18 protein-coding genes, 6 tRNA genes, 1 rRNA gene and 1 other annotated feature are annotated in these 25794 nt (G+C 27.6%); of the genes, 2 read left to right on the top strand and 23 right to left on the bottom strand.

Translation table 11 applies throughout. The features are described 5' to 3' along the window. Positions 1 to 65: 65 nt before the first annotated feature. The 6 genes from NNC19_RS20940 to NNC19_RS20915 all read right to left on the bottom strand — a co-directional run bounded on the left by NNC19_RS20940 (position 66) and on the right by NNC19_RS20915 (position 7709). Positions 66 to 1202 carry a Card1-like endonuclease domain-containing protein gene (locus tag NNC19_RS20940; protein WP_310940642.1) on the bottom strand — a complete coding sequence of 379 codons (1137 nt, stop codon included), beginning with the start codon at positions 1200 to 1202 and terminating at the stop codon, positions 66 to 68. 118 nt (positions 1203 to 1320) lie between these two features. After that, a tRNA-Arg gene (locus NNC19_RS20935) sits at positions 1321 to 1395 on the bottom strand. A 72-nt stretch (positions 1396 to 1467) separates the two neighbouring features. After that, positions 1468 to 2340: a HAMP domain-containing sensor histidine kinase gene (locus NNC19_RS20930; RefSeq protein WP_310940641.1), complete on the bottom strand. Its 873-nt coding sequence runs from the start codon at positions 2338 to 2340 to the stop codon at positions 1468 to 1470. A gap of 164 nt (positions 2341 to 2504) precedes the next feature. Further along, a complete protein-coding gene (locus tag NNC19_RS20925) occupies positions 2505 to 5627 on the bottom strand; it encodes an AAA family ATPase (RefSeq protein ID WP_310940640.1) in 3123 nt (1040 codons plus the stop codon). A 1-nt stretch (position 5628) separates the two neighbouring features. Next, positions 5629 to 6834 carry an exonuclease SbcCD subunit D gene (locus tag NNC19_RS20920; protein WP_310940639.1) on the bottom strand — a complete coding sequence of 402 codons (1206 nt, stop codon included), beginning with the start codon at positions 6832 to 6834 and terminating at the stop codon, positions 5629 to 5631. A 59-nt stretch (positions 6835 to 6893) separates the two neighbouring features. Further along, positions 6894 to 7709, bottom strand: coding sequence for a DUF1189 family protein (locus tag NNC19_RS20915; RefSeq protein WP_310940638.1), 816 nt, complete (start codon positions 7707 to 7709; stop codon positions 6894 to 6896). Between the two features lie 174 nt (positions 7710 to 7883). On the opposite strand from NNC19_RS20915, the gene NNC19_RS20910 reads away from it, so the two are divergent. Further along, the gene (locus NNC19_RS20910; RefSeq protein ID WP_310940637.1) at positions 7884 to 9041 is read left to right on the top strand and encodes a L,D-transpeptidase; all 1158 of its coding nucleotides are present in this window, start codon (positions 7884 to 7886) and stop codon (positions 9039 to 9041) included. A gap of 70 nt (positions 9042 to 9111) precedes the next feature. Here the strand turns inward: NNC19_RS20910 and addA are convergent, their stop codons facing one another. The 4 genes from addA to NNC19_RS20890 all read right to left on the bottom strand — a co-directional run bounded on the left by addA (position 9112) and on the right by NNC19_RS20890 (position 16572). Next, positions 9112 to 12816: a helicase-exonuclease AddAB subunit AddA gene (gene addA, locus NNC19_RS20905; RefSeq protein ID WP_310940636.1), complete on the bottom strand. Its 3705-nt coding sequence runs from the start codon at positions 12814 to 12816 to the stop codon at positions 9112 to 9114. Further along, complete coding sequence (gene addB / locus NNC19_RS20900) at positions 12803 to 16234, bottom strand: helicase-exonuclease AddAB subunit AddB (protein WP_310940635.1); 3432 nt, start codon at positions 16232 to 16234, stop codon at positions 12803 to 12805. The genes addA and addB overlap by 14 nt, the downstream gene beginning before the upstream one ends. A 147-nt stretch (positions 16235 to 16381) precedes the next feature. Continuing rightward, positions 16382 to 16472, bottom strand: a tRNA-Ser gene (locus NNC19_RS20895). Between the two features lie 9 nt (positions 16473 to 16481). Continuing rightward, positions 16482 to 16572 (bottom strand) — tRNA-Ser (locus NNC19_RS20890). 134 nt (positions 16573 to 16706) lie between these two features. Between NNC19_RS20890 and NNC19_RS20885 the strand changes: the two genes are divergently transcribed. Next, complete coding sequence (locus NNC19_RS20885) at positions 16707 to 17531, top strand: HAD family hydrolase (RefSeq protein WP_310940634.1); 825 nt, start codon at positions 16707 to 16709, stop codon at positions 17529 to 17531. A 15-nt stretch (positions 17532 to 17546) separates the two neighbouring features. On the opposite strand, the gene NNC19_RS20880 is transcribed toward NNC19_RS20885, so the two are convergent. The 13 genes from NNC19_RS20880 to rrf form a co-directional block, all read right to left on the bottom strand. Next, positions 17547 to 17637 (bottom strand) — tRNA-Ser (locus tag NNC19_RS20880). A gap of 131 nt (positions 17638 to 17768) precedes the next feature. Then, on the bottom strand, positions 17769 to 18158 hold the full coding sequence (gene panD / locus NNC19_RS20875; protein ID WP_310940633.1) for an aspartate 1-decarboxylase: 390 nt from the start codon (positions 18156 to 18158) through the stop codon (positions 17769 to 17771). 14 nt (positions 18159 to 18172) lie between these two features. Continuing rightward, a complete protein-coding gene (panC, locus tag NNC19_RS20870) occupies positions 18173 to 19018 on the bottom strand; it encodes a pantoate--beta-alanine ligase (RefSeq protein WP_310940632.1) in 846 nt (281 codons plus the stop codon). A 12-nt stretch (positions 19019 to 19030) separates the two neighbouring features. Further along, complete coding sequence (gene panB / locus NNC19_RS20865) at positions 19031 to 19858, bottom strand: 3-methyl-2-oxobutanoate hydroxymethyltransferase (protein WP_310940631.1); 828 nt, start codon at positions 19856 to 19858, stop codon at positions 19031 to 19033. A 3-nt stretch (positions 19859 to 19861) separates the two neighbouring features. Next, positions 19862 to 20704: a Rossmann-like and DUF2520 domain-containing protein gene (locus NNC19_RS20860; protein ID WP_396136466.1), complete on the bottom strand. Its 843-nt coding sequence runs from the start codon at positions 20702 to 20704 to the stop codon at positions 19862 to 19864. A 208-nt stretch (positions 20705 to 20912) separates the two neighbouring features. Further along, entirely contained in the window at positions 20913 to 22190 is a 1278-nt protein-coding gene (serS, locus tag NNC19_RS20855; protein WP_310940629.1) for a serine--tRNA ligase, read from the bottom strand. A 57-nt stretch (positions 22191 to 22247) separates the two neighbouring features. Further along, positions 22248 to 22445: a binding site (T-box leader), on the bottom strand. A gap of 61 nt (positions 22446 to 22506) precedes the next feature. Continuing rightward, positions 22507 to 22737 carry a DUF1667 domain-containing protein gene (locus tag NNC19_RS20850; protein ID WP_310940643.1) on the bottom strand — a complete coding sequence of 77 codons (231 nt, stop codon included), beginning with the start codon at positions 22735 to 22737 and terminating at the stop codon, positions 22507 to 22509. Positions 22738 to 22760: 23 nt separating this feature from the next. Then, positions 22761 to 24170, bottom strand: coding sequence for an FAD-dependent oxidoreductase (locus NNC19_RS20845; RefSeq protein ID WP_310940628.1), 1410 nt, complete (start codon positions 24168 to 24170; stop codon positions 22761 to 22763). 28 nt (positions 24171 to 24198) lie between these two features. After that, entirely contained in the window at positions 24199 to 24708 is a 510-nt protein-coding gene (locus NNC19_RS20840) for a transcription repressor NadR (protein WP_310940627.1), read from the bottom strand. Between the two features lie 23 nt (positions 24709 to 24731). Next, entirely contained in the window at positions 24732 to 25229 is a 498-nt protein-coding gene (locus NNC19_RS20835; RefSeq protein ID WP_310940626.1) for an HD domain-containing protein, read from the bottom strand. A gap of 116 nt (positions 25230 to 25345) precedes the next feature. Continuing rightward, a tRNA-Ala gene (locus tag NNC19_RS20830) sits at positions 25346 to 25421 on the bottom strand. 4 nt (positions 25422 to 25425) lie between these two features. Further along, positions 25426 to 25502, bottom strand: a tRNA-Ile gene (locus NNC19_RS20825). Between the two features lie 5 nt (positions 25503 to 25507). Further along, positions 25508 to 25624, bottom strand: a 5S ribosomal RNA gene (gene rrf / locus NNC19_RS20820). Positions 25625 to 25794 lie beyond the last annotated feature (170 nt).

Here is a 25794-nt window from a genome sequence, read left to right as displayed (position 1 = left end):
AAAACGGTCTGTTTGCTATGCAAAATTTTAATAAAAATATTTTTTAATATTTCACTTGACTTTGCTTAGCTGGTCTTATTAATTATTTCTTGTATCTTACTTTTAAAAGCTTCTATATTTTCATCTAGGATAATTAAATTTATTCCCATTTCTTTTGCCCTATTACTAACAGTAATTTTAGTTGGTTTCTTTGTGGCTACTAATATTTTAATAGAATCTTCACCACCTAACTTCTCACTATAAACTTCTAACTCATTTAATGCATCTTCATCATACTTTTCACTATCTTTACATGATATACATACAAGAACTGAATCTTTAATAGCAATTACATCTATTTCATTTCTTACCTCCTTTGCTTTATTGCTCCAACTAAATATTACTCCACTCTTTACCTCATCAATCTCATTTATTTCTCTTATAACCAAATGGGTAAGTACTTCTAACCATGTTCCACTCTTAAATAGAAAGCCTTTCAAATAATCATTTTTAAAATCAACAGTTATCTCTTCTTTATCCTTTTGATAGTTTATACCCTTAATATTACTTAAATATTTTAAAGAATTATTTAATAAACTAATTTCTTCTTTTTCTAATGTATTTGTATTTACTATAACTTTATAATTATCTTTGTAATCATGTATAAAAATTTTATTATCATATAATCGTTGTTTATATTTATGCCATATATTAATGTTACTTTTTATTATGTTAGTTATATCAATTATTTCTTTTATATCTACCAAATAGGATGATTCATCAATTATGTTAATTCCCGAAAGTTCAAAAATATCTTTAATTTTCATATCCTTAAATTCTTCATGGCATGCTTTAAAATCATCTGTAAGTATGTATCTTCGCTTATTTATTAAATCTACATAAATACTTCTTATTCCTAATTCTGATGCAACTTTAAACAACATTAAGGCAATTAATCTATCTCCCCCTGTCATATTAATTAAAGCATCTTTATATCTATCAACTATACTATATACACCATTAATATCCCCAATTTTTATTTCTTCAAAATTTATTAAACAATTAGGAATAATTTTAGAATATGTGTTTTTTAATTCATTAATTATTTCATTATCATATTTTGTACAAATAAAAACTAAATTTCTAACTTTAAATTTCTCAGCTAATAGCACATTTACTTCATTATGTTCATCAAACAAACATACTAATGTATTAAATATCATAAAATAACATCCTTCTAAATTTTATTACTTTATTAATTTAACCATTTAAGAGTAAAAGTAAACAAATATTATTTATATAACAAAAAAAACTTAACCCTATTGGTTAAGTTTTTTATATTGGCAGGGCGTACAGGAATCGAACCCATAATGTACCGTCCGTAGCGGTAAGTTATATCCGTTTAACTAACACCCCTTAATTAAATAACAGAATTATAGTATCATAAAATTGAGAATATAGCAAGTTATTTATTTAATATATTCCATATTATAGATATATATCCGAAAATTCAACTTCCAATTGTTCAACCTTGCTTCTTCCACCTATTTCATAATTAATTTCTTTATCTTTTAATATTGTAATAGGGATGTTCACAATAAATTTTGAACCTCTACTTTCTTCACTATAAAGAGATACTGACCCTCCATGTGCTAAACATAAATAATTGACTAAATCCAATCCTATACCACTTCCAGAATGTTCATTACTCTTTCTCTTAGATGCTTGAACAAATCTATTAAATATTACTTTTTGATCTTCTTCTGATATTCCTTCCCCCTCATCTTCTACTGATATCTTAATATCTTTATCATCTGCATTTACTGTTAATAATATTTGTGAATCCTTAGGAGAAAACTTAATTGCATTTGATAACAAATTCATTACTATCCTATCTATTGCTTCTGGATCGACAGCACAAATAAGTTCTTCTACATTTGTGTCAAAAATAATCTTTATCCCTTTTGATTCAGCATACTTTTCTGTAGAAGTTACAGTACTTTCAATCATACTAATTATCTCTACATTAGATTTCTTTAAATTGTAATAATTTTTTTCTAATTTTGAAGAATCTATTAAGTTGTCAATAAGTTTTACTATTTTTAAACTATTTCTTCTTATTATATCCTTATATTCATTTCTCTTATCTCTCAACTTTTTATCACTTTTTTCGTCATCATATTTTAAACATTGTAAAACACTCAAAATTACGTTTAAAGGATTTCTCAAATCATGTGAAATGTTTAACAAAAATTTTTCTTGCAAATCTTTTGTTTCCTTTAATTCATTTATTAATTGAATTAATTCAAATCTACTCATACTCTCAATTTTATTTTTTTCTAATCTATTACTTAATTCCATTTTAATCTCCCCTTATACCACTTTATGTTATAAATTCCATTTTTTTCTAACTCATATTTATATAATAGCACACTCTATTAATATAAACAACCTTCTCTTTTGTAAAATTTTGGTTTATGATATAAATTTATCACTATTTTGGGGTTGAAAAAAAATTTTTTGTCTTAATTAATAATAAACTTAGAACTACTACCATCAGCTGATATAGCTATCTCTAATTTCGATTCTATCCTCTCTTTTAGCTCAGGAACATGAGAAATTATTCCTACCAATCTTCCTCCTCTCTGAAGCTCAATTAATGAATTTATAGCATTATCTAATGATTCAGTATCTAAAGTTCCAAATCCTTCATCTATAAAAATAGTATCCAACGATATTCCTCCAGCATTTATTTGAACTACATCTGATAATCCTAAAGCTAATGATAATGAAGCTTTAAAGCTTTCTCCTCCTGATAAAGTTTTTACATGTCTACACTTTCCAGTATAATTATCATAAACCTCAAGTTCTAATCCTTGTTGATAACTTCCTTTTCCCTTATCCTCTTTCCTTTTTAATATAAATCTCTCTCCCGTCATCTTTCCCAGTCTTAGATTTGCCGAATTTATTATTTCTTGAAAATATGAAGCTAATACAAATCTTTCAAATGTAACATATGGACTTTTTTTGCCATTAGCCAAAGCCGCTAATTCACCTATCACTTTATATTTTGCTTCTTTATCTTTAAATTGCTCTCTAATATCCTTTATTTCTCTTAATATATTTGAGTTATTTGTTACAATTGAGTAAATTTCCTTTTCTTCTTTATAAATTAAATCTTCTTTTAATTTAAATGTCTTAATTTCTTCTTCTATCTTTTCTACATTAGCTAATTCAATTCCTCTTGTCTTTTCCTCTAATTCCAAATTTCTATCACTAATAGATTTAAACTCTTCATTAAACCTATTAACTTCATTTTTTATAGACTCACTTTCACTTATCATATTTTTAATTTCTTCATATTCTTTATAATTTTTAAACCCATAAGTATTAATTTTTTCATTCAATAAACTTCTTTTTAATTTTATTTCTTCTTCTAATTCTTTTATTGTTTTTTCTATTTCTTTTGACTTTGTTTCTTCTGCAGTCAATTCATTATTGTACTTATTTACAATTTCTAATGCTACCTCTAATAATTTATTCTTCTCATTTAGCTTATCTCCAAATATCTTTACTCTATTATCTAATTCTTTAGTTGATCTTATATCTATTGGTACATCTTTTTCTAGAGCCTTTAAACTCTCTTCTTCTCCCTTTATATTCGCAAAAACAATTGTATACCTATTATTATTCCTCTCTAATACTCCTTCTTTCTCCTTTAATTCTTGATCTATTTTAATTAGTCTTGAATTTAGTTGATCTTTTTTAGATATTTCTTCCCTAACAAATTTCAATTCTTCTTTAATCTTATTAATTATATTTCCTATTTTTTTCCCTGAAGCTAATACCTTTTCCTCAGTATATTCATCAAAAATTACACTACATTCTATAATATTAGCTAAACTCTCTAGCTTTTTAGTAATTACTTCATTTAATAAATTATCTGAAGCTGACTTTATTTTAGTTAACTCAAGTAAAATCTCATTATATTGCTTTTGATGTAATTCAAATAATTCTTTGCTAGCACTTAGTTCCTCTTTAGTTGGTATATAGCTTTGTCTCTTAGCTGGACTTGGATGATTTAAAGATCCACAAACAGGGCAAGGTTCTCCTTTATTAAGTTTCATAGCTAATATTCCAGCTTGTTCCTTCATATATAATTCTTCTTTTTCTTCAAATTCACTTTTATTCTTAAGATATATCCTTTCTTTATGCTTAAAATTTTCCTTTTGTTCATCATACATTTTATTTATTTCTTTTAATTTAGAAATTCCTTTATATAATTCCCTTACTTCACTAATTTGCTTATTATTATCTTCTATTTCCTTTTCTAAAATTATCTTCTTCTTTTCAAATTCAGAAATCTCATTAATTAAGTTTTCTTTATCTCTTTTTTCTAACTTAAGTTCTTCTGTTAATTCCTTTTCTTTATTAGATAATTTTATAATATTTTTCAATTCTATATTCAAATCATTAATACTCTTAATCTTATTATCAAATTCAATTATTTTAGGCTTTTTATCTTTTAACAGACTAATTTGCTCTGATAATTTTGCTCTTTCCCATTCCTTGCCTTCTTCATCCTTTAGAGATTTTTTAGCCTTGATTAATTTTTCTTCTATATCTTCTGTTCTTTTTTTACATTTAACAATTTCATTGTCTTTTAAACTTTTATTATTTTTTTGTTTTACTAAATCCTCTTCTATAAATATAAGCTCTCTTGCCCTATCTATTTTATTTAAAACTTCTTCTTTCTGTTTTATTAAATTTTTTTTATTAATCATATCCTCTAAAACAACTTTAACATGCTTCTTTTCTTCTATTAACTTATTGGCATTTTGTCCATTAATTTTTTCATTATTTGATTTTTCAATCTCTTCTCTAATTCTAGATAAATTTTTCTGAACTTCTTTACCTTTTTCTTTACTCTCTTTAACAACTTCTTCAAGATTTTGTATTATAGTATCAAATTCCACATATCCATCTACGATGATATTTTTATCACCTTTTATATTTTTTGCTAAAACTTTAACTTTTTCTTTTGAACTATCCAATTCTTTGTAAATAGCTTTTGATTTTTCTGCTAAAAGAGCTTGTATTCCTTCATAAATATATGTGTTAAAAATTTTCCTAAATATTACTTCTCTCTCTTTTGAATCTGCTAAAAGAAGCTTTTTAAATTCTCCTTGTGGTAACATAACTATCTGTTTAAATTGTTCTTTATTGATACCTAATAGTTCATTTACTTTATTACTAACATTATTAGCTCCTGTTCTAACTTTTCCATCTGGCAATATTAATTCAGCTTCTGACCCTTGTGTTGTAAATCCTTCTCCCTTAATTTTAGGTTTTATTTGTTGTGGAATTCTCTTAATATGATATTTTTGACCTCTTAATTCAAAATCTAATTCTACAAATGTCAATCTATTATTTGCAGCAAAATCGCTTCTTAAAGAATCATTATCTCTAGTACTTCCACTAGCTTCTCCAAACAAAGCATAACTTATAGCATCAAATATAGTGGTTTTTCCAGCACCTGTAGCTCCAGTAATTAAAAAAATATTTTTCCCATTTAACAACTCAAAGTCTATGACTTCTTCCTTAGCATAAGGTCCAAATGCAGATATAACTAACTTTAATGGTCTCATATTAATCTTCTACCTTTCTTAGAATTTCTTTTATAATATCTTCTATTATGTTTTCCTTTTCTATTGTAAACTCTCCACTGCCAAGATTGTTATAATATTCTTTAAATAAATCTAACTCTGATTTATTTCTATACCCTTCTGATGCAGCTGTATTACTTTCTATTAAATTCTTTTTTTCCTCTCTTCTAAGTAACATTATATTTGGATAAACAGACCTAAGTTTTCCTATAGGATCTAACAATTCTCCCTCATCAGTTAATATAGCTTGAATATAATCTTCCCTATCATTCTCTTCCTCTTTAGCTGCACATATTAATTGTTCTATAAAACCTTTTATTATTCTCATATCTCTTAATGGATTTATTTCTAATAGTCTAATATTTATTTCTTTATTTTCATATATTTCAATTATGGTTACTCCCTTTTTATGACTTACTTCTGAAAAAGAATATTTAAGTAATGATCCTGAATATCTGATAAAGTCATTGCCAACCTTTTGTCTTCCATGTAAATGACCTAAAGCTACATAATCAAAATTTTTAAAGATTTCTCCATCAATTAAATCCGTCCCTCCAATTGATAGAGGTCTTTCAGAATCTGATGTTTGTATCTCTGCAACTTTATATTTATCTTCTTCTTCATCCTCCATTGCCTCTGTTCTTTTAGCTGTAACATATCCATGAGCAACAATTATGTTAACAGCATCATTATTTATCTCAGCTTCAATTGTAGAAATAATAGCATTCATAGCATCATTATGATTTTTTATATTTAAATTATTATATTTTTTTCTAACAACTGCAGGATCGGCATATGGTATTAAATAGAAGTTAACCTCTTGTCCATTATCATTAAATTTTACATTTTTTATATCATCTTCAAGTATCCCTGATATAAATAAACCTTCTTTCTCCAATATATTGCTTCCAAAATTTAATCTTTCACCACTATCATGATTTCCTGATATTGCTATTATTTTCACTCCATTATCTATTAAAATTTTTTTAATAGTTTCATTTAATAACTCTACTGCTTCAACAGGAGGAATAGACCTATCATATATATCTCCTGCAATAATTAATACATCAGGTTTTTCTACCTCTATTAATTCTATTAATTTATTCAAAACATATCTTTGATCCTCTATCATAGAAAATTCATTTACTATTTTTCCTATATGCCAATCACCAGTATGAAATATTTTCATTGTTACTCCTCCTAATCATTTAAATACTACAATATAATAAAAAGTGGCATAGCCACTTTTTATATATTTCCTCCATTTTGACCTTCTTTTCTTATATCATTTAATATTATATAAGTATATAACATTGTTCCAATCATTCCAGCTGTATCAAAAGAAACACTAGGAATCAAAATTGTTAATATTAATACCAATATATTAGGAAGTGTTGCAGCATATATAACTAATGGAAATAAATTTCTTAAATTCATATCTAAAGCAAATATCCTACTTGGTAATAATGAAAAAATTGCTATCATTAAAGCTATAAATAAATAGAATATAAATTCTTGTATTATATAAATGATAAATATCAATATTATGATTGGAATCTTGAAGCCTCTTATCATTTCAATTAATGTTTTATTATTCACTCCATCAACTATATTTAGTTCATTATAAGTAGCCTTAACTTTACTAATTTCGGAACTTTGATTTATATTTGAATCAAATATTATTCCATCCTTTAATATTAAAACATATGAATCAACATGAACTGTCAACGCTCTTATCTTATCCTCTTCATTTATATTAATATCTTTATCCATATATATTAACATATTGTTTTCTTCAATTTTTAATGGAGAGTTTTCTATATTTAATTTCCCATCAGCAATAGAAAATTTATATTTATCATCATTCATTATTTCAATAGCTCTATTACTTGATTTATTAAAACTTACTACATTAACAATTCCTTTTAATCCACCAACAAAAATACTTAATATAAAAGCATATAAAATAGCTTTTCCTACACCTTCTTTTATATATTTAGGAAATTCTTTCACATTATATATTGAATTGGTAAACTTAGTTATTACATTAGTTCCTTTAGCCATATCTTACTCCTATTTCAATTAATTTATAATACATCATATTATTATGAACATTTATATTATAATTTTAACCATACTCTGTTAATTATTACAACACTAATTATTGAATAATTGTTTAATCTGTAAAAATTATGTCAATATTATATGTATATTGCATTGTTAGGAGGTGATAATTAGATGAAGAAAAATAACTTTTATTGGGCAAAAAGTGCCAATAAGCATAATATTCCAAAATTAAAAATACTATTTACTTTACTTATAATCATATTGACTACAACCACTATTTTTGAATATAAAAAATATAAATCTCTAATTACAGAGTTTTCATCTAATTTTGAAGAAAATGATTTTTCCAATGCAAATAACATACTGCTTACTAAAGAAACTTTAAATCCTTTTAAATCTCTTTACCTACAAAAAGATTTAGAAAAATACTTTGAGGGTAAATTAAATACAATTTCTAATGAAATTGAATCTGGAAATATAAATGAGCAATCTGGATTGGATTTAATTCAAGAAATAAGCAGATATGATATCCCTGTAAATAACTCAGAGGGTATTATAAATAATTGCAGTAACACATATAATGCTGGAGTTAACTTTTTTGATTCAGGAAAATATATTTATGCGTATAATGTTTTTTCCAATATAAAATACACTGATGAAAATTATGCTAGTGCTGTAGAATATATTAGAAAATGTAAGGATCAAATAATTTCTGATACAATATTAAAATCTACTAACTTAGCTAATTCTAAAAATTATGATAAAGCCTTATCTTTATTGGATAGTGTAAGTAGTATAGTTGGCGATGATGAATCTATTGTATCTAAAATTGAAGAACTAAAAACTTATCAAGCATGTTCAATTTCTAATGATGCTACAACTCAAGCAACAACTGCTAAACCAACTAACATAACCATGTCTAATATAAATCAACTTTCACTAGATAGTACTACTTCTTATTTAGTTCAAGTTGATTTGAATAATCAAAAAACTAATATTTACAAAGGGAAAAAAAATTCTTGGAATTTAATAAAATCATTTTCTTGCTCTACAGGAACCAATGGAGAAGAAACCCCTAAAGGAACTTATACAATAAAAGAAAAAGGTGCTTGGTTCTTCTCTAATAGTTACAAACAAGGCGGAAAGTACTGGGTTCAGTTTTACGGAAATTATCTTTTCCACTCATTGCCTTATAATGAAGACAAGAGTAAAATAGTGGATTTCACACTTGGAAAACCTGCTTCTCATGGTTGTGTTAGACTTGGTGAATCTGATTCAAAGTGGATATATGATAACATTCCAAGAGGAAGCAAAGTAATAGTTCAATAATAAGTGATTATTTCTTGGGAAATAAAAATAATGCATACTAGAGTTTAAATATCTATTATGCATTATTTTTTTAAATCCTTATTTCTTTATCTAAATAAAACAAATACAGATATGATTCTGAAACATTCTTACCCGTTATTCTTTCTAAAGCATCTTTATAATATTGGATTTGTATAAAATATTTTTTTATCATTTCTTCTTCATTTCCATCCATAACATAATCAGTCTTATAATCTAATAAAATTATACTATTTCCTTCATAAAAGAAACAATCTATGACTCCTTGAAGCCTTACCTTTTCATCTTTAATATTGTCTGATAATTCACCATTTACTTTTAGTGGGCTTATTTCAGTATAAAAAGGTAATTCTTTATACACCTTACTTCCACTTTTAAAAGCTTTCATTAATCTTTTTCCTAAACCACTTTTAAAAAAGTTATAAATCTTTCTATAATTAATTGCTTTATATTCAGTATCACTTAAAAGATTATTCTTAACTAATTCATTTAATTGTTCTTTTACCTCATCGATTGTATTTACTCTATTAAAATCAATTTTTTGCATAACAAAATGAATTGCTGTTCCTCTTTCAGCAGATGTAATACCTTTTTCCTCTTTAAGAAACTTAGGTGTTATATCTATCTTACTTTTATAGAGTTCAGCTCCCTCATTTGTATCTAGCTCCTCATAATTTTTCTTCTTTAAATCTGATACAGAAAAGTTACTTCTAATATTTGTAGCTTCTTTAAACCTATATCTGAAGCCTAGTCTTCTTTCAATTTCTATATCTATTTCTTTGCACATTGAGTTAATGAATAGACTATCTTTCCTTGTTTGATCTATAATTTCTATTGTATTTTCATTAATTAGCTCTGATTTACTCCAAAACTTAACATTCCAAGATGATAAATCTTCTTTAACAGATATATCTGTAACTCCAGAAATATCTCTAATAGCTTCTCCATCCTTATGTTTAGCCACTGCCATTCCAATCCAATCTAAATATGACTTTCCTTTAAGAACTTCAGAAGATTGTATAACATCTCTATCCAAATTTGCTGCATTACAACACTTCTTTGCCCATTTCTCTAAACCTGAAGTTGAACCTGTAATTATAAGTTTTTCCTTAGCCCTTGTAAACGCCACATATAGTATTCTCATTTCTTCTGATAAAGTCTCACGCCTAATTCTTTGCTTTATTGACTCTTTAGGCAAAGTACTATAGCTTACCCTTTTTTCTAAGTCAATAAATTCTGGTCCTAAGCCAAGTTCTTCATGATATAATATATTTTTATTTAAATCCATTAGATTAAACTGTTTTCCAGACCCAGCTAAAAATACTATAGGAAATTCTAATCCCTTACTCTTATGAATACTCATAATTCTAACCACATCTTCATTTTCACCTAAGACCTTTGCACTCCCCATATCTCCTGAAGATTTCCTCAACCTATTTATGAAGTTTATAAAGTTAAATAATCCTTTAAAACTTGTTTTTTCATACACTTCAGCTCTTTGAAATAGTATTCTTAAATTTGCTTGCCTTAATACCCCATTAGGCATAGCTCCTACATATCCATAATAAGCAGTATCCATATATAAATGCCATATAAGTTCATCTATAGGCATATATACAGACTTATCTCTCCATTCATTTAACTTCTTAAGGAAATTTAAGCACTTATGTTTTAATGTAATATCTTCTTCATATTCATCTGCACATATTAATTTTATATTCTCATAAAAATAACTTTCTTTATTAATTAATCTTATATTTGCTAATTCTTCTACTGAAAAATCTAATATTGGTGATCTTAATAATGCTATTAGTGGGACATCTTGCATTGGATTATCAATAACTTTTAAGAGTGACATAATAGTTCTTATTTCTATTGACTCAAAATATCCAGCACCAGTATCTGAATATACTGGAATTCCTTGTGCTCCAAGCTCATCTAAGAATACATCTGACCAATTCTTGGTTGCTCTCAATAGAATAACTATATCTTTATACGTAGCTGGCCTGTATTCTCCTATTTCTTTATCTAGTACTTTAAATTTCTCTTCACCTCTTCTAGATAATAACTCTTTTATTCTTTTAGCTATAATTCTAGCCTCCAAATTAATTGCCCCAACATCTTCTTCCTCTTCTTGAATAGACTCTTCTTCTTGACCCCTTTCAATATTATAAGAAGATTTATCTAAAACATGAAGTTCAACATCTCCTCCACTAATTCCTGGTCCTTCCAATAGCTTATAATCAGCTCCTAAATTTAATGATTCTTCATCTGTATAATCTAATTCTCCAACAACTTTGGACATTAATTCTTTAAATATAAAATTAACTCCATTAATTACTTCAAATCTACTTCTAAAATTTTTATATAGTTGTATTTTTCTGTTCTTTCCTTCATTTTTAGAATAGCTACTGTATTTTTCTAAAAATAATTCTGGCTTTGCTTGCCTAAATCTATAAATACTTTGCTTAACATCCCCAACCATAAACACATTAGGATCATCACTATTTTTTCTAGAAACTAAATCAATAATTGCCTCTTGAACACTGTTTGAATCTTGATATTCATCTACTAATATTTCATCAAAATAATCTTTAAAATTCTCTTTAACATTAACCTCTTCATTTATTAATATTTTTAAGCATAAGTGTTCCAAGTCATTAAAGTCCAGTGCCCCTTTATCTTTCTTAGCTTGTGAAAACCTATCTTGAAATTCAATTACAAGACTTGTAAGTTCTTTCATATAAGGATATGATCTTTGTATAATTTTTAACATTTCATCAGGACTAGTAGAAAATATATCTTCTTTTATCTTTCCAATTTTCTTCTTTACATCATTTCTAATTGTTTTAATTGTTTCTTTTATACTCTCATCTTCAACAATCCCTTTTTTAATAGTTTTAAGCTTAGAAAAACTTATGTTAAACAATTTATTATGAATATCGTCTAGATCTTTATCTAAAGATTCAAAAACTTCTTCTAATGCAACTTTATCTAATTCTAAGTTCTCTAAATATGGTTCTAATCCTAATGTGTTGTAGCATATATCTATAGCTTTATATATCATACTTATCAATCCATTTATTTCAACTTCGAGATTTTCTTTAAGTACCTGAACCCACTTGCTTTTTGAAAGTTCTTCTTTATTTTTAATATTAAAATTTTCAGCTTTTTCCCTAAGCCAATCTTCTGGCCAAGGCCCACTCATTGAAAATCTATACAAATCTAATATTATATCTTTAATTTTTCTATCATCTCTTGAACCACTATATGCTTCAACTATCTTTAAAAATTCATTATCTTCCTCTTCATACTTATCTTCAAATAAATCATCAATTACTTCCCCCTTTAGTAAAACACCTTCAGTTTCATCTAATATTCTAAATCCAGGATCAAGATTTATTACATGAAAATTATTTTTTATAACATCTAGACAAAATGAATGCATTGTCATTATATTTGATCTACTCAATAAAGTTAATTGTTTTTGAAGATTACTAGAGTTTGGATCTTTTTCTAAAGCCTTAGTTATAGCACTTGCTATTCTCTCCCTCATCTCAGAGGCTGCTGCACTAGTAAAGGTAACAACTAACAATCTATCTATATCTACTGGATTTTCTTCATTAGTAATAATACGTATTATTCTTTCAACTAAAACAGCTGTTTTCCCTGACCCAGCAGCTGCAGCTATTAACAAATTACATTTTCTAGTCTCAATTGCTTCTAATTGTTCATTAGTCCATTTAGTTTCCCCCATTATCATATCCTCCTTCCACTGTATCTTTTATCATTTTCCAAATATCATTATCACTCTTTTTAAGTACTAATTTATATTTATTATCTTTTATACTTGTATCAAACTGACATATAGATGAATAATCACAATAATCACAATATGCAGTTGTTAAATTCTTACATGGTTCTATCTTTATTATCCCACTTAACATATCTTCACATAAATCTATCATTTTTTCATTCACATAATCTCTTAGAATATTGAACTGTTCTTCTGTAATAACTGAACTATTAGAAGAGAACTCCCCATCCTTTTTTAATGTGGCAGGAATAACTAAAGAATATGTCTCCATATCATTATCCATTGCCCTAACTAATTCAACATCTTTTAATAGTAATCCATTCATCTTAAGCTTTTGAAGTACCTGTTCTCTTATTTCTTTTTCTTCTAACTCACTTTTACTCTTTATTATAGGATCATCTATCCTAAAATATAATATAGCTCCTGGCATAGCCTGCTTATTGAGTATATGTTCAGAATTTCTAATAATAGCATCTAAATATACTAAAAGTTGAATTTGTAATCCATAATATAATTCATTCAAATCAAACTTCTTAGCTCCAGATTTATAATCTATTATCTTAACATAAGTATTCCCATTCATATCTAGAGTATCTATTCTATCTACTCTACCAGTTAGAAATACATCTTCCCCTGAAGGTAAACTTATTTTAATTGGAGCACCATCATTAAAACTTCCAAAAACAAATTCATTACTAAAAATCTCAAATTGTCCTCTTCTCATTTGTTCTGCTATTACTGATACTGACTTTGTGATAACTCTCTTAAATCTATCTGTAAAGTACCTATATCTCTTACTACTATTAAGTATTGAGTTACTATCTTCCTTTAACTTTGTTTGAATAAGCTCTCCAACTATAATTCTACATCTATCTGCATTTAATTCTGACCATGCTATCTTTTCCTTTTTCACTCTTTTTGTAAATTCATCTAATATATCATGCATAAATGACCCTAAATCAGGAGCTGAAAACTCATAAACTTTTCTATCCCTTGCTTTGAGTCCATATTGCACAAAATAGGAAAAAGGACATTCTGCATATTTTTCAAGTCTTGAAACACTAAATAATAACCTTCCACCGTCTGTACTATATAAGTCTTTCATTTTACTTTTGGACATAATTTCTGCTGCATTACTATAATCTAAACCTTCAAGTATATTTCCTGACCTATTTTTAAATTCTTCTCTATTTTTATACCAAGCATATACTTGCCCCCAATACTCTTCAACCTCTTCCATTTCATAGTTTCTTCTTAAAGCTAATATAAGTTTATTAAAAGTTGGAATAGGAGAAACAATATTAGCATATTTATCTTTTCTATCTCTTAAGTTATACAAATCACTTTCTTCTATTAACTTTGAAAAAATTTTCTTTATTCTAGGAATTATTATTGATGATCTTAGAGATTTTCCTTCAAAATCAGCCATTGGATAGCTAATCATTAAGTAATTACTAGCTAATGTTAATGCAGTATAAACCATAAATTGCTCTTCAAACACCTTTGATTTGGTTGTTGATGATAACTCTATCCCAACTTCTTTTAATACATCTCTATCCCTATCTGACAATATTCCTTCTTCTTTATTAGCAGAAGGTAAAACTCCATCATTTACACCAACTATAAATAATGCTTTTACTTCTCTGCCTTTAATTCTAGCTATATCTCCAATATTTACTTGATCTAAAGCTACTGGTATAACCCCTATCTCTTTACTTGCAAATCCAGAATTTATTATCTTATAGAATTCTTCTATACTCAATCTTTCTTGCCCCATAACTTCTACAGCTTGATTTAAAATATCTAAAACAATCTCAGAAACTTGTTCATATTCCTTCACCTTGCTATTTATTCCATTTTTATCAAATTCCTCTATCCATGATTCTATTCTATTGATAATATCTAAATCTACTAAAAACTCATATAATGCTTTACAAATCACTCTTACATTTTTGCCTTTTTCAATAGCTTGATGAAACTTTATAAGTGGTTCTCTAACCTTTTCCATAATCTTAATTATTTCATTTTCCTCTGATTCTTCATCAAAGTTTAGCCTAGAAGTCCACTTAAATCCCTTTATTCCATTTGCTAGAACATAATTTTCTAATATATCTATTTCTTCTCTATCTATTCCTATTAATCCACTCTTTAAATACTTAAATACACTTTCATAAGACCAATTTCTAATATATATATCAAATGCTGATAGTATTACAACAACCATTGGATTATCTAAAATATCTATCTTTTTATCTAAGAAATATGGAATCTCATATTCATTAAATATAACTGTGGTAATTTTCTCATATTCATCTATATTTCTACAAACTAAAGAAATATCTCTATATCTATAATTTTCATCTCTAACTAACCTTATTATCTCTTTTGAAACAGTCTCAATTTCATCATATGAATTATTAGCCTTATATAACCTTACATCATTTATATAGGTTTCATATCCCTTAAATGGATATGTAAAGAAGTACCTTTCTAAATGGCTAAGTTCTCTGCTATTCTTAAATCTATATGGTTCTTCTTCATTAAGATTAATTGGTTCTAGATAACTTATATTATTTTCTCTCATCATATCTAATAATCGCAGCTCAGTAGATTTAGTAACATTAAAAATATCTGTAACTTCACTATCATTACCTTTATTTAACTCATCCATGCATAGAGTTATATTAACAACTTTACATTGACTAGCCAAACCTCTTATTACTTCCATCTGTTGAGGAGTAAACGTAGTAAATTCATCTATCCAAATTTCTGCACCCTCATATATATTGTAAGACATAAGCTTCTCTGCTAATATTGTTAACTCATCATCTCCATCTATTAAATTCTCAGCTATATTCATATTGAATCTATCATAAATTACTGATAAGTCTTCTAGCTTATCATGTAGCTCTTTATCTTCAATACTTTTCAGTTTATCTCTAATTGCTTCTGGAGTAATATTATATTTTTTAAATTCAGTTATAGTTTCTGATATTATATCTGTAAAACCTTGCTCCTTAGATATTCTATTAAAATATAGCAATTCTTCATCTACTTGATGAAGAATTTTATGAATAAGCATACTTCTTCCAGAATCCTTCATCCTATCATTAACTCTACCACCACATTGCTCAAACACTCTTTGTGCCATTCTTTTAAAACTTAAAACTTCTGTTCTAAGCAAAGCTTTTTCCCCAACATTTCTAATAAGTAATGTTTCTCTTTGGAATGTGTATTGTTCAGGAACTATATATATTAATTTATTTTCTTCTGTATTCTCTATTTTCTTTTTAATTTGCTCTAAGCAAAAGTAACTCTTTCCACATCCTGCTCTTCCATAAATAAACCTTATTCCCATAGCATTAACTCCTAAAATTTATAATTTCTTAAAAAGAAAAGAGTCCTATTTATGGACTCTAAACTAAACATACTTCTATTTTACTACTTTTCTATTTTATAATACATATATAAAAATAAAAAGCATCTATTTAATATAGATGCTTTTTGGCGGAGAACAAGGGATTCGAACCCTCGCACCAGTTTCCCGGCCTACTCCCTTAGCAGGGGAGCCTCTTGAGCCACTTGAGTAATTCTCCAAATAAGTATGGCGGAGAGACAGGGATTCGAACCCTGGGTACCCGTGAAGGTACGCCGGTTTTCAAGACCGGTGCCTTAAACCAACTCGACCATCTCTCCATAACTTACTTTGCTAGTATAACAACATTTTAGACCTATGTCAACACATTTTCTAATATTTTTTTAGAAAAATTTTCTTAACTCTTATAAATCATTATTATATAATAAATTATAAATACTTAAAGGAGGTAATCATGAATTTATATATTTCAGATTTAGATGGGACTCTACTTAACTCTAATGCATTAATTTCTAATAACAGCAAAATACTATTAAATAAAGCTATAAAAAATGGTATTAATTTCACAATAGCTACAGCACGTACTCCTGCTACCGTAATTGATATTTTAAAAGATATAAATATTACACTTCCTATAATAACCATGAATGGATCTGCTATTTATAATATCAAAGATAATAGATATTTTTATTATTTAACAATTGAACAAGCATTAGTTCACAAGTTACAAAATATTATTGCCAAAGAAAATTTAAGTGCTTTTATATATTCAATAATGGACAATCATTTGTTTGTTTATCATAAGAAATTAACTCATCCGCATCAAATAAAATTCTATGAAGAAAGAAAAAATACTATATATAAAACATTTTTGGAAAAGTCTCTTCCTATAGACTTAAAAGTACTCTACTTTACTATTATGGACTATGAAGATAAAATTAATTCTCTATACTATAAAATAAAAGATATACCTGGTTTATCAATTGTTAAATATAGAGATACTTATAATAAAGAAATAGTAAACTTAGAAATATATCATGAATCTGCATCAAAAGCTAACGCTATAAATTATTTAAAAAATTATTTTCACTTTGATAAACTTATAACATTTGGTGATAACTTAAATGATATTCCGATGTTCAAGATTTCAGATGAATGCTATGCTGTTATCAATGCTGTTGATGAACTTAAAGAAATTTCTACATCAGTAATAAAAAGTAATTTAGATGATTCTGTTGCAAAATTTTTAAATAATATAAATAAAAACCTCAACATTTAATGTTGAGGTTTCTTTTGGCGGAGAGACAGGGATTCGAACCCTGGGTACCCGTGAAGGTACGCCGGTTTTCAAGACCGGTGCCTTAAACCAACTCGACCATCTCTCCATAACTTACTCTGATATTATACTAACACCTTATACTATTTGTCAACATTTTTATCCAAAAAAATTTTTAAATGGGCTTTTTATGTTAATATTATTATATAATAAACTTACTTAAAAGCCCATTTTAAGATACTAGTTTTCTTCTAGTCTTCCATGCTTTTCATACCTCGATATCTTATCTATCCTATTTTCATTGTCAACAAATACAACATGTGGCTTATGATTTTTTGCTTCTTCATTATCTATTTCACAATAAGCCATTATTATTATTTTATCTCCAACTTGAACACATCTTGCTGCAGCTCCATTTAAACAAATTAACCCACTACCTCTTTCTCCAGCAATAGTATATGTCTCAAATCTTTGTCCATTATCTATATCAACTATTTGAACTTTTTCATATTCTAAGATTCCTGCTGCATCTAATAAATCCATATCTACTGTAATACTTCCTACATAATCTAATTCAGCTTGTACTACCTTTACTCTGTGTATCTTTCCTTTTAACATTGTTACATTCATTCCTATAACCTCCGCTATATTTCATAAATAAAATTATCTATTAATCTAGTTTTTCCAATATATACAGCTATAGCTACTAATACTGATTTTTCTATAGTTTCTACATCCTTTATTGATAATAAGTCAACTATTTGAACATAATCTATTTTGGCTAACTCTTCACTATTTAAGTTTTTCTTTATTAGATCTATAACATTTTTACTATTTCTTTCTCCTCCAACTATGGTCTCTAATCCTAGTTTTAGTGACTTATTTAATATTACAGCTGCTTTTCTCTCTTCTTCACTTAAATAAGTATTTCTAGAACTTTTAGCTAATCCATCATCTTCTCTTATTATTGTACAACCAATAACTTCAACATCTAAATTTAAATCATTTACCATTCTTTTTATAATTGCTAATTGTTGAGCATCTTTTTGCCCAAAATATGCTTTATCAGGAGTCACAATATTAAATAATTTACTTACAACTGTACAAACCCCACCAAAGTGTACTGGTCTACTTTTTCCACATAAATTCTCTGTAAGACCTGTCATATTAACTGATGTTGAAAACCCTTCTGGATACATTTCCTCTTTTTCAGGGGTGAAAACAATGCTTACACCTGAATCTGAACATAACATACTATCCCTTTCTAAATCCCTAGGATAACTCTCTAAATCCTCATTAGGTCCAAATTGAGTAGGATTTACAAAGATACTTACTATAACTCTATCATTTTCCTTTACAGCATTATCAATAAGGCTTTTATGACCTTCATGTAAGTATCCCATTGTTGGTACAAATCCAATTGTTAAACCTTCTTTTCTCCATTCCTTTACAACATCCCTAACTTCTTTAATACTACTTACTACTTTCATACTTCCCACCCCCTAATATAATTTATCTATTACATCTTCATTTATTTTAAAACTATGATTTTCTGCTGGAAAAACTCCATCCTGAACTTCTTGAATGTAACTTTTAAAAGCATCTCTCATTACATCACCTACATTTGAGAATTTTTTAACAAACTTTGGTGTAAAATCAGAAAACAATCCTAACATATCTTGATAAACTAATATTTGTCCATCACAATGAACTCCAGCACCTATTCCTATAGTTGGTATAGAAAGTTGACTAGAAATAAATTTAGATAATTTTGCTGGAACACATTCTAGTACTACTGCAAATGCTCCTGCTGCTTCTACAGCCTTTGCATCTTCTAAAAGCTTCTTAGCTGCTTCTTCACTCTTTCCTTGAACTTTAAATCCTCCAAAAGCATTTACAGATTGTGGAGTAAGTCCTATGTGTCCCATAACAGGGATTGATGCATTTACTATGGCTCTAATGCTATCTTCAATCTCTTTTCCACCTTCAATCTTTACAGCTTGAGCTCGTCCTTCCTTCATCAATCTACCTGCATTTACAACTGCATCATAAATTGAAGCTTGATAAGACATAAAAGGCATATCTGTAACTACTAATGAGTTCTTTGCGCCTCTAGCAACAGCCCTTGAATGATGTATCATATCTTCCATTGTTACAGATAGAGTATCTTCATATCCCAAGCAAACCATTCCTAGTGAATCTCCAACTAATATTCCATTGATTCCTGACTCATCAATTATTTTAGCTGTTGAATAATCATAAGCTGTAAGCATAGTTATTTTTTCATTTTTTTGTTTAGCCTCTTTAAATGTTACACTAGTATTTTTCATAATCTATTCTCCAATCATATTTTCTATATTTTCATAACACTTATCTTTATTTTTTATTTTTGCTATCTTTAGTAGTTTTTTAGATAATAATTTATATAACTCTCTGTCATCTTTATTTAAACAATTAAGATGCTTTTCAATAGTTTCTGAATCATTTCTTTCAACAGGACCTGTCAAACTCTGAATTATACCTTTAACCCCTATATTAGCAATATTATTGTTAATTAATGGAGTTAATGCTTCAATTGCTTCTTTTTCATTAAATCCATATTCATGTAATAGACAAATTGCTTCATCTACAAGTGCTATAACATGATTACTAACAACAACTGATGCTGTATGATATTTTGCTTTGTCTTTTATTGTAATGATTTTTGTTTTATTTCCAAGTTTCTGAAACATATCTTTAAAAAAATCAATATGTTTGTTATGTCCTTCAATTGTTATAAATGCTTTCTTTAAATTTTTATGAGAATTATACTTATCACTGATTGCAAACATTGGATGGATTGAATAGCCAAATGCGTTATGACTTTCAATATTAGAAAATACTTCTGAAGATAATGAACCACTACAGTGGCAAATAATTTTATTTTTAATCGACAACTTATTTATACTATTCCATATTTCTTTTATAACTCCATCTGGAGTTGTAATGAAAATAGCATCACATTCTTTAATTAATTCTTCTATGTTTTCAAAGTACATAGAATCTGTAAACATTGCTGCTTCTTTTGCAGACAAAAATTTTTTACTATAGTATCCAATAACATTTAAGTTATTTTCACTAAAATACTTTCCTAAGCAAAATCCTACTTTTCCTGCTCCTATAAAACCTATCTTTATGTTATCACCTCCAAAATTAGAGTGTGACACTTATTAGTCCCATTCCTATATGGATATGAGCTGTCTAAAAATAAAAAATCATTATCTGGTGTAGCTTTCTATAAAAATACCACCCACAATAGAATTTAACACATTTATCTTTCTATTTCAATAGAATAAAAAAAGCCAGTTCTTATTATTTTTATAAAAACTGGCTTTTGAAACATTACTATTTTATTACATTACATCTTAAATATGACTTTAATTCTTCTGGAACTACAACACTTCCATCAGCTTGTTGATAATTTTCTAATATAGCTGCAACAGTTCTTCCAATAGCAACACCAGATCCATTTAATGTATGAATAAATTGAGGTTTATCTTTTGGAGTTTCTTTATACTTAATATTAGCTCTTCTAGCTTGGAAATCTTCAAAGTTAGAGCAGCTTGAAATTTCAACATATCTATTATAGCTAGGCATCCAAACTTCTATATCATATTTTAATGCAGCTGTGAAACCCAAGTCCCCTTTACATATCCTAACTATTCTATATGGTAAACCTAAACCTTGAAGAACAGATTCTGCATCTTCTACAAGTTTATTAAGCTCATCATAGCTATTTTCTGGCTTGCAAAATTTAACTAATTCTACTTTATTAAATTGATGTTGTCTTATTAATCCTCTAGTATCTCTACCAGCAGATCCTGCTTCTGCTCTAAAACAAGCAGAATAAGCTGCATGCTTAATCGGAAGATCATCACCTGCCAAAACTTCATTTCTATACATATTAGTAACAGGAACTTCTGCTGTAGGAATTAAAAAATATCCGTTATTCTCAACTTTAAATGCATCTTCCTCAAATTTTGGCAATTGTCCTGTTCCTGTCATACTCTCCCTATTCACCATATATGGAGGTAATACTTCTGTATATCCATTTTCCATTGTATGTTTATCTAGAAAATAGCTAATTATAGACCTTTCAAGTCTAGCCCCAAGCCCTTTATATATTGTAAACCTTGAACCAGCGACTTTCCCTCCTCTTTCAAAATCTAAAAGTCCTAAATCTGTTCCTAGGTCCCAGTGTGCTTTTGGTTCAAAATCGAACTTAGATATTTCTCCCCAAGTTTTTATTTCAACATTATCTTCATCAGTTTCACCTTCTGGAACTTGTGGATTTGGTATATTAGGTATTCTTAACATTATATATTTAATTTTTTCATCAACTTCTGTTATTCTGGTATCAAAAGCTTTAATTTCATCTCCTAACATTCTCATTTCTTCCATTATTGAGGTAACATCTTCTCCAGCTTTTTTTCTTTTAGGTATTTCAGCTGAAACTTGATTTCTTTTTCCCTTCAAGTTTTCAACTTCCACTAATATCTTTCTTCTTTCTTCATCTAAAGAAACTATTTCATCTATTACTGAAGAATCAAAATCTTCTCCTCTATTTAATAATGCTTTTTTAATTTCTTCTGGATTAGTTCTAATTCTTTTTAAATCTAACATTCTTTTTCCTCCTTAAATTATCAAAAATAAATACAAAAAAAGAGTCTTATTTCCCTTCAAAGGGACGAAAGACTCCGCGTTGCCACCCTAATTGATAGGATAATATATCCTATCCACTTAATTAATTTAACGATTTCCCGTTCTGCTCATCACAGACCCTCCAAGGTGGATTCATAATAACAAATTATTAGTTCACAGCAACCACTAACTCTCTTAAAATTGCATTATTATTACTAGCCTTTTCAAAGGTTTATTATATTATTATAATAAATATATACCAATACTCTGTTTCTTGTCAATATTTTACCAAATTATTTTATTCTCTTTTAATTCTTCGTGTACATATTATATCAACACCTGTATTAAGTATATTACTACATATGATATCTCCTATATTTATTGGGCTACCTACATATATTCTTCCCAACACTTTGGAAAATTCTACAAATAATTTTTTATCAACTTCTTGATTACTTTTTATTGATACAACTCTGTATTTGTTATCTCCTTTTACCCTAACTAAACTAGTAAATACATCCTTCAATATATACTCCCCCTTAAAATGCTTATTTATACTTCATCAAATTCTTTTATCCTACTGACCCACACTGATGAATCCTCTGAATCTTCAACTATATCTGTTGCTCTCATATCCAATTCTCTAGCTAATACATTAATTATTTTTCTCACACAATAAGACCCATGACAATTTCCTAGTGCTGCTCCAGTTCTTCTTTTAACCCCTTGAACTGTTCTAGCTCCCAATGGTCTCCTTATTGAATCAATTATCTCACCTTCAGTTATTTCATTACATACACATACTATATTTCCATACCTACTATCTAAAGCTATTAATTCATTTCTTTCTTGATTATTCATATCTCTAAATCTATAAATTTCTCTTCTCTTATCTACAAAATCTTTTTTCTCACTAGCTTTTAAATTAGATGCTATAGATATACTTATACTTTGTGCTATTGCAGGCGATAGTGTTATTTTACCATAATGAGTTCCTGTTACTCTTATATATCCAAATTCTAAATATTTATCATCTATATTCATAGAATCTTTCTTATATAAATCACTAAATATATTACTTACATTACTTTTGTTAATTCCTGGAATTAACATATTTGCATAATCAATTCCATCATCTATATTAACTGCTCTTGGATTTTTAATTCCTATTATATAACCACCAGACAAGTTGGGTATGTTAAGTACAAAAGTTTTTTCATCTAAATCCTTTATAATTATTTTATCCAATTGCTTATCCATATTGTCATCCATTAAATAATAACTCATATTTTTTGAATCTTCATTATCTTCTACTAGATAACTCTTCTTAACATAATTTTCACCAATATACATTTCATTTGCAATAGTATCAATAACGACCTTACAAGTAAATTTATTCTTATTTGTTGTAACTTTAAATCCCTTATTTATATTACTTATTTCAATAACTTCTTCCTCAAATCTAAAATTAACACCATTTTCAGCAGCAACTTCAGCATAAGCTATAGCTAAATCATATGGTGCTGTAATAGCTACATTTTTTGAATACAATGCTTTCTCCACATCTATTTTTAAATTTTTTTCTATTTCTAAAGCATCCTCTCTATTTATTAGTAAGACATTATCTATTTTTCTTTCCTTTGCCCTTTCATACATCTTTTCTAATCTTTCTATAGATTCAATATTATCTGCTACCCTCAATGCACCTATTCTCTTATATGGAACTTTAAACTTTGAACATGCTTTTTCTATAAGCCTGCTACCTATATTCTCTAATGATGCCATTACAGCATCTGAAGTTTCTGAGCCATCATATACTACTGATGTATTTACAAATGATATATCATCTGCTATATCATAATCCTTTTCTATAAGCGCTATATTCAAATTGTATTTTGACATTTCATAGGCAACAGAGCAGCCTATTATTCCTCCACCTAAAATTAATACATCATAATCCACAGTATACCTCCATAATAAACAATATGTCTTATTCTATAATAAATCCTTTTTCTTTTAATTCAATTAATATTCTATTCATATTTTCTTCTGTATCAGCTGATATAGTGTGAATATGAATTCCATCTGTTAACAATGATAATAATTTTGCTTCATTATTCTTGTACTTTATTAAAAATTTATTTAAATCATTTAAATTTTTAATCATTAGCATTCCTTTTATCTCTCCATATAGCGGATGTTCAACTATAACATCTTCAATAATACCACCATATTTTATAATAATATTAAGCTCTTCATCAAGTTTATTTTCATTATGTGTAACTGCTATTATTTCTTTTATTCTATTATCTTCTTTTCCTATTATATATCCCTCTGGTGTTGCTATTATTTTACTTCCCTTAGCTCTTAATATAGCTATATCTTTAACTATAATCTGCCTAGTAACATTGTATTTAATAGCTAACTCTGTACCTTTCATTGGTTTGATACTTTCAATTAAATCTTTTAGTATATGTTCTCTTCTTTCACTTGAATTCATAACTAATTACCCTTCCTTATTGACTAATTGTTATCATCACATTCTTTTACTATTTTCAAATATATGTTAGATCCTATATCCCTAAAGTGATGTTTTTTTATAGCTTCTATAAATTCATCATCATACTCATTTATGCTATTTAATAAATCAGCTGACTTTTTAGGATGATTATAATATGTATCTACTTTTCTATTGAAATCATACTTCCTTAAGCTTCCTTTTGTTATCTTATCAAGAATAACTATTACTGATTTATCAATTACATTTAAATTTCCTAATGCCTTTCCAACATCATGTAGTAAAGCTATTTTAGCTAACTTCTTCATATCTATATATTCCCCATTACCTTTATGTAATGCATCTTTACAAACTCTTATAGAATGATGCTGTTCTGACTTACTTAATTTATTAAATATATTTTCTTCTTCTTGACTTAAATATTTTTTAATAATATTTTCATCTATTGGTTTAAATCTAGATGTAATTGCCCATATGAATTGCTTAACTCTATACATAGCCATAACAACTCTCCTTATAATTAATTGTCTCTAATTAATAATATCATTATGATCATCTATTATCAATTTTAAAACAACAAAAAAGAAGTTATGAATATTTTTCATAACTTCTTTTTTATTGGTGGAGATAAAGAGATTCGAACTCTTGACCCCCTGCGTGCAAGGCAGGTGCTCTCCCAACTGAGCTATACCCCCAAAATGGTGGACCTTCAGGGACTCGAACCCCGGACCTACCGGTTATGAGCCGGTTGCTCTAACCAACTGAGCTAAAGATCCGATTGACCTGGCAACGTCTTACTCTCCCACACAGTCTCCCATGCAGTACCATTAGCGCTGTAGAGCTTAACTTTCCTGTTCGGAATGGAAAGGAGTGTTTCCTCTACGCCATTATCACCAGATTTATTACATAAGTAATTATAATTGGTTAAATCCACTTTGTCAATACTTTTTTCAAAGAATTTATTCTTTGAAAATTGCACATAGTTCCTGTCGTATTCTTGTACTTTTATATTATTGGTCAAGCCCTCGACCTATTAGTATCAGTCAGCTAAATATGTTACCATACTTA

This window comes from Clostridium sp. SHJSY1, from assembly GCF_031626875.1.
Lineage (GTDB): Bacteria > Bacillota > Clostridia > Clostridiales > Clostridiaceae > Clostridium.
Note: the sequence above shows the minus strand (reverse complement) of the source record. Positions and strands in the feature narration are given on the sequence as shown.

Excerpts from the sequence above, each read along its gene's own strand:
- NNC19_RS20940 (WP_310940642.1), bottom strand. The coding sequence starts at position 1,202 with ATGATATTTAATACATTAGTATGTTTGTTTGATGAACATAATGAAGTA.
- NNC19_RS20930 (WP_310940641.1), bottom strand. The coding sequence starts at position 2,340 with ATGGAATTAAGTAATAGATTAGAAAAAAATAAAATTGAGAGTATGAGT.
- NNC19_RS20925 (WP_310940640.1), bottom strand. The coding sequence starts at position 5,627 with ATGAGACCATTAAAGTTAGTTATATCTGCATTTGGACCTTATGCTAAG.
- NNC19_RS20920 (WP_310940639.1), bottom strand. The coding sequence starts at position 6,834 with ATGAAAATATTTCATACTGGTGATTGGCATATAGGAAAAATAGTAAAT.
- NNC19_RS20915 (WP_310940638.1), bottom strand. The coding sequence starts at position 7,709 with ATGGCTAAAGGAACTAATGTAATAACTAAGTTTACCAATTCAATATAT.
- NNC19_RS20910 (WP_310940637.1), top strand. The coding sequence starts at position 7,884 with ATGAAGAAAAATAACTTTTATTGGGCAAAAAGTGCCAATAAGCATAAT.
- addA (WP_310940636.1), bottom strand. The coding sequence starts at position 12,816 with ATGGGGGAAACTAAATGGACTAATGAACAATTAGAAGCAATTGAGACT.
- addB (WP_310940635.1), bottom strand. The coding sequence starts at position 16,234 with ATGGGAATAAGGTTTATTTATGGAAGAGCAGGATGTGGAAAGAGTTAC.
- NNC19_RS20885 (WP_310940634.1), top strand. The coding sequence starts at position 16,707 with ATGAATTTATATATTTCAGATTTAGATGGGACTCTACTTAACTCTAAT.
- panD (WP_310940633.1), bottom strand. The coding sequence starts at position 18,158 with ATGAATGTAACAATGTTAAAAGGAAAGATACACAGAGTAAAGGTAGTA.
- panC (WP_310940632.1), bottom strand. The coding sequence starts at position 19,018 with ATGAAAGTAGTAAGTAGTATTAAAGAAGTTAGGGATGTTGTAAAGGAA.
- panB (WP_310940631.1), bottom strand. The coding sequence starts at position 19,858 with ATGAAAAATACTAGTGTAACATTTAAAGAGGCTAAACAAAAAAATGAA.
- serS (WP_310940629.1), bottom strand. The coding sequence starts at position 22,190 with ATGTTAGATTTAAAAAGAATTAGAACTAATCCAGAAGAAATTAAAAAA.
- NNC19_RS20840 (WP_310940627.1), bottom strand. The coding sequence starts at position 24,708 with ATGAATTCAAGTGAAAGAAGAGAACATATACTAAAAGATTTAATTGAA.
- NNC19_RS20835 (WP_310940626.1), bottom strand. The coding sequence starts at position 25,229 with ATGGCTATGTATAGAGTTAAGCAATTCATATGGGCAATTACATCTAGA.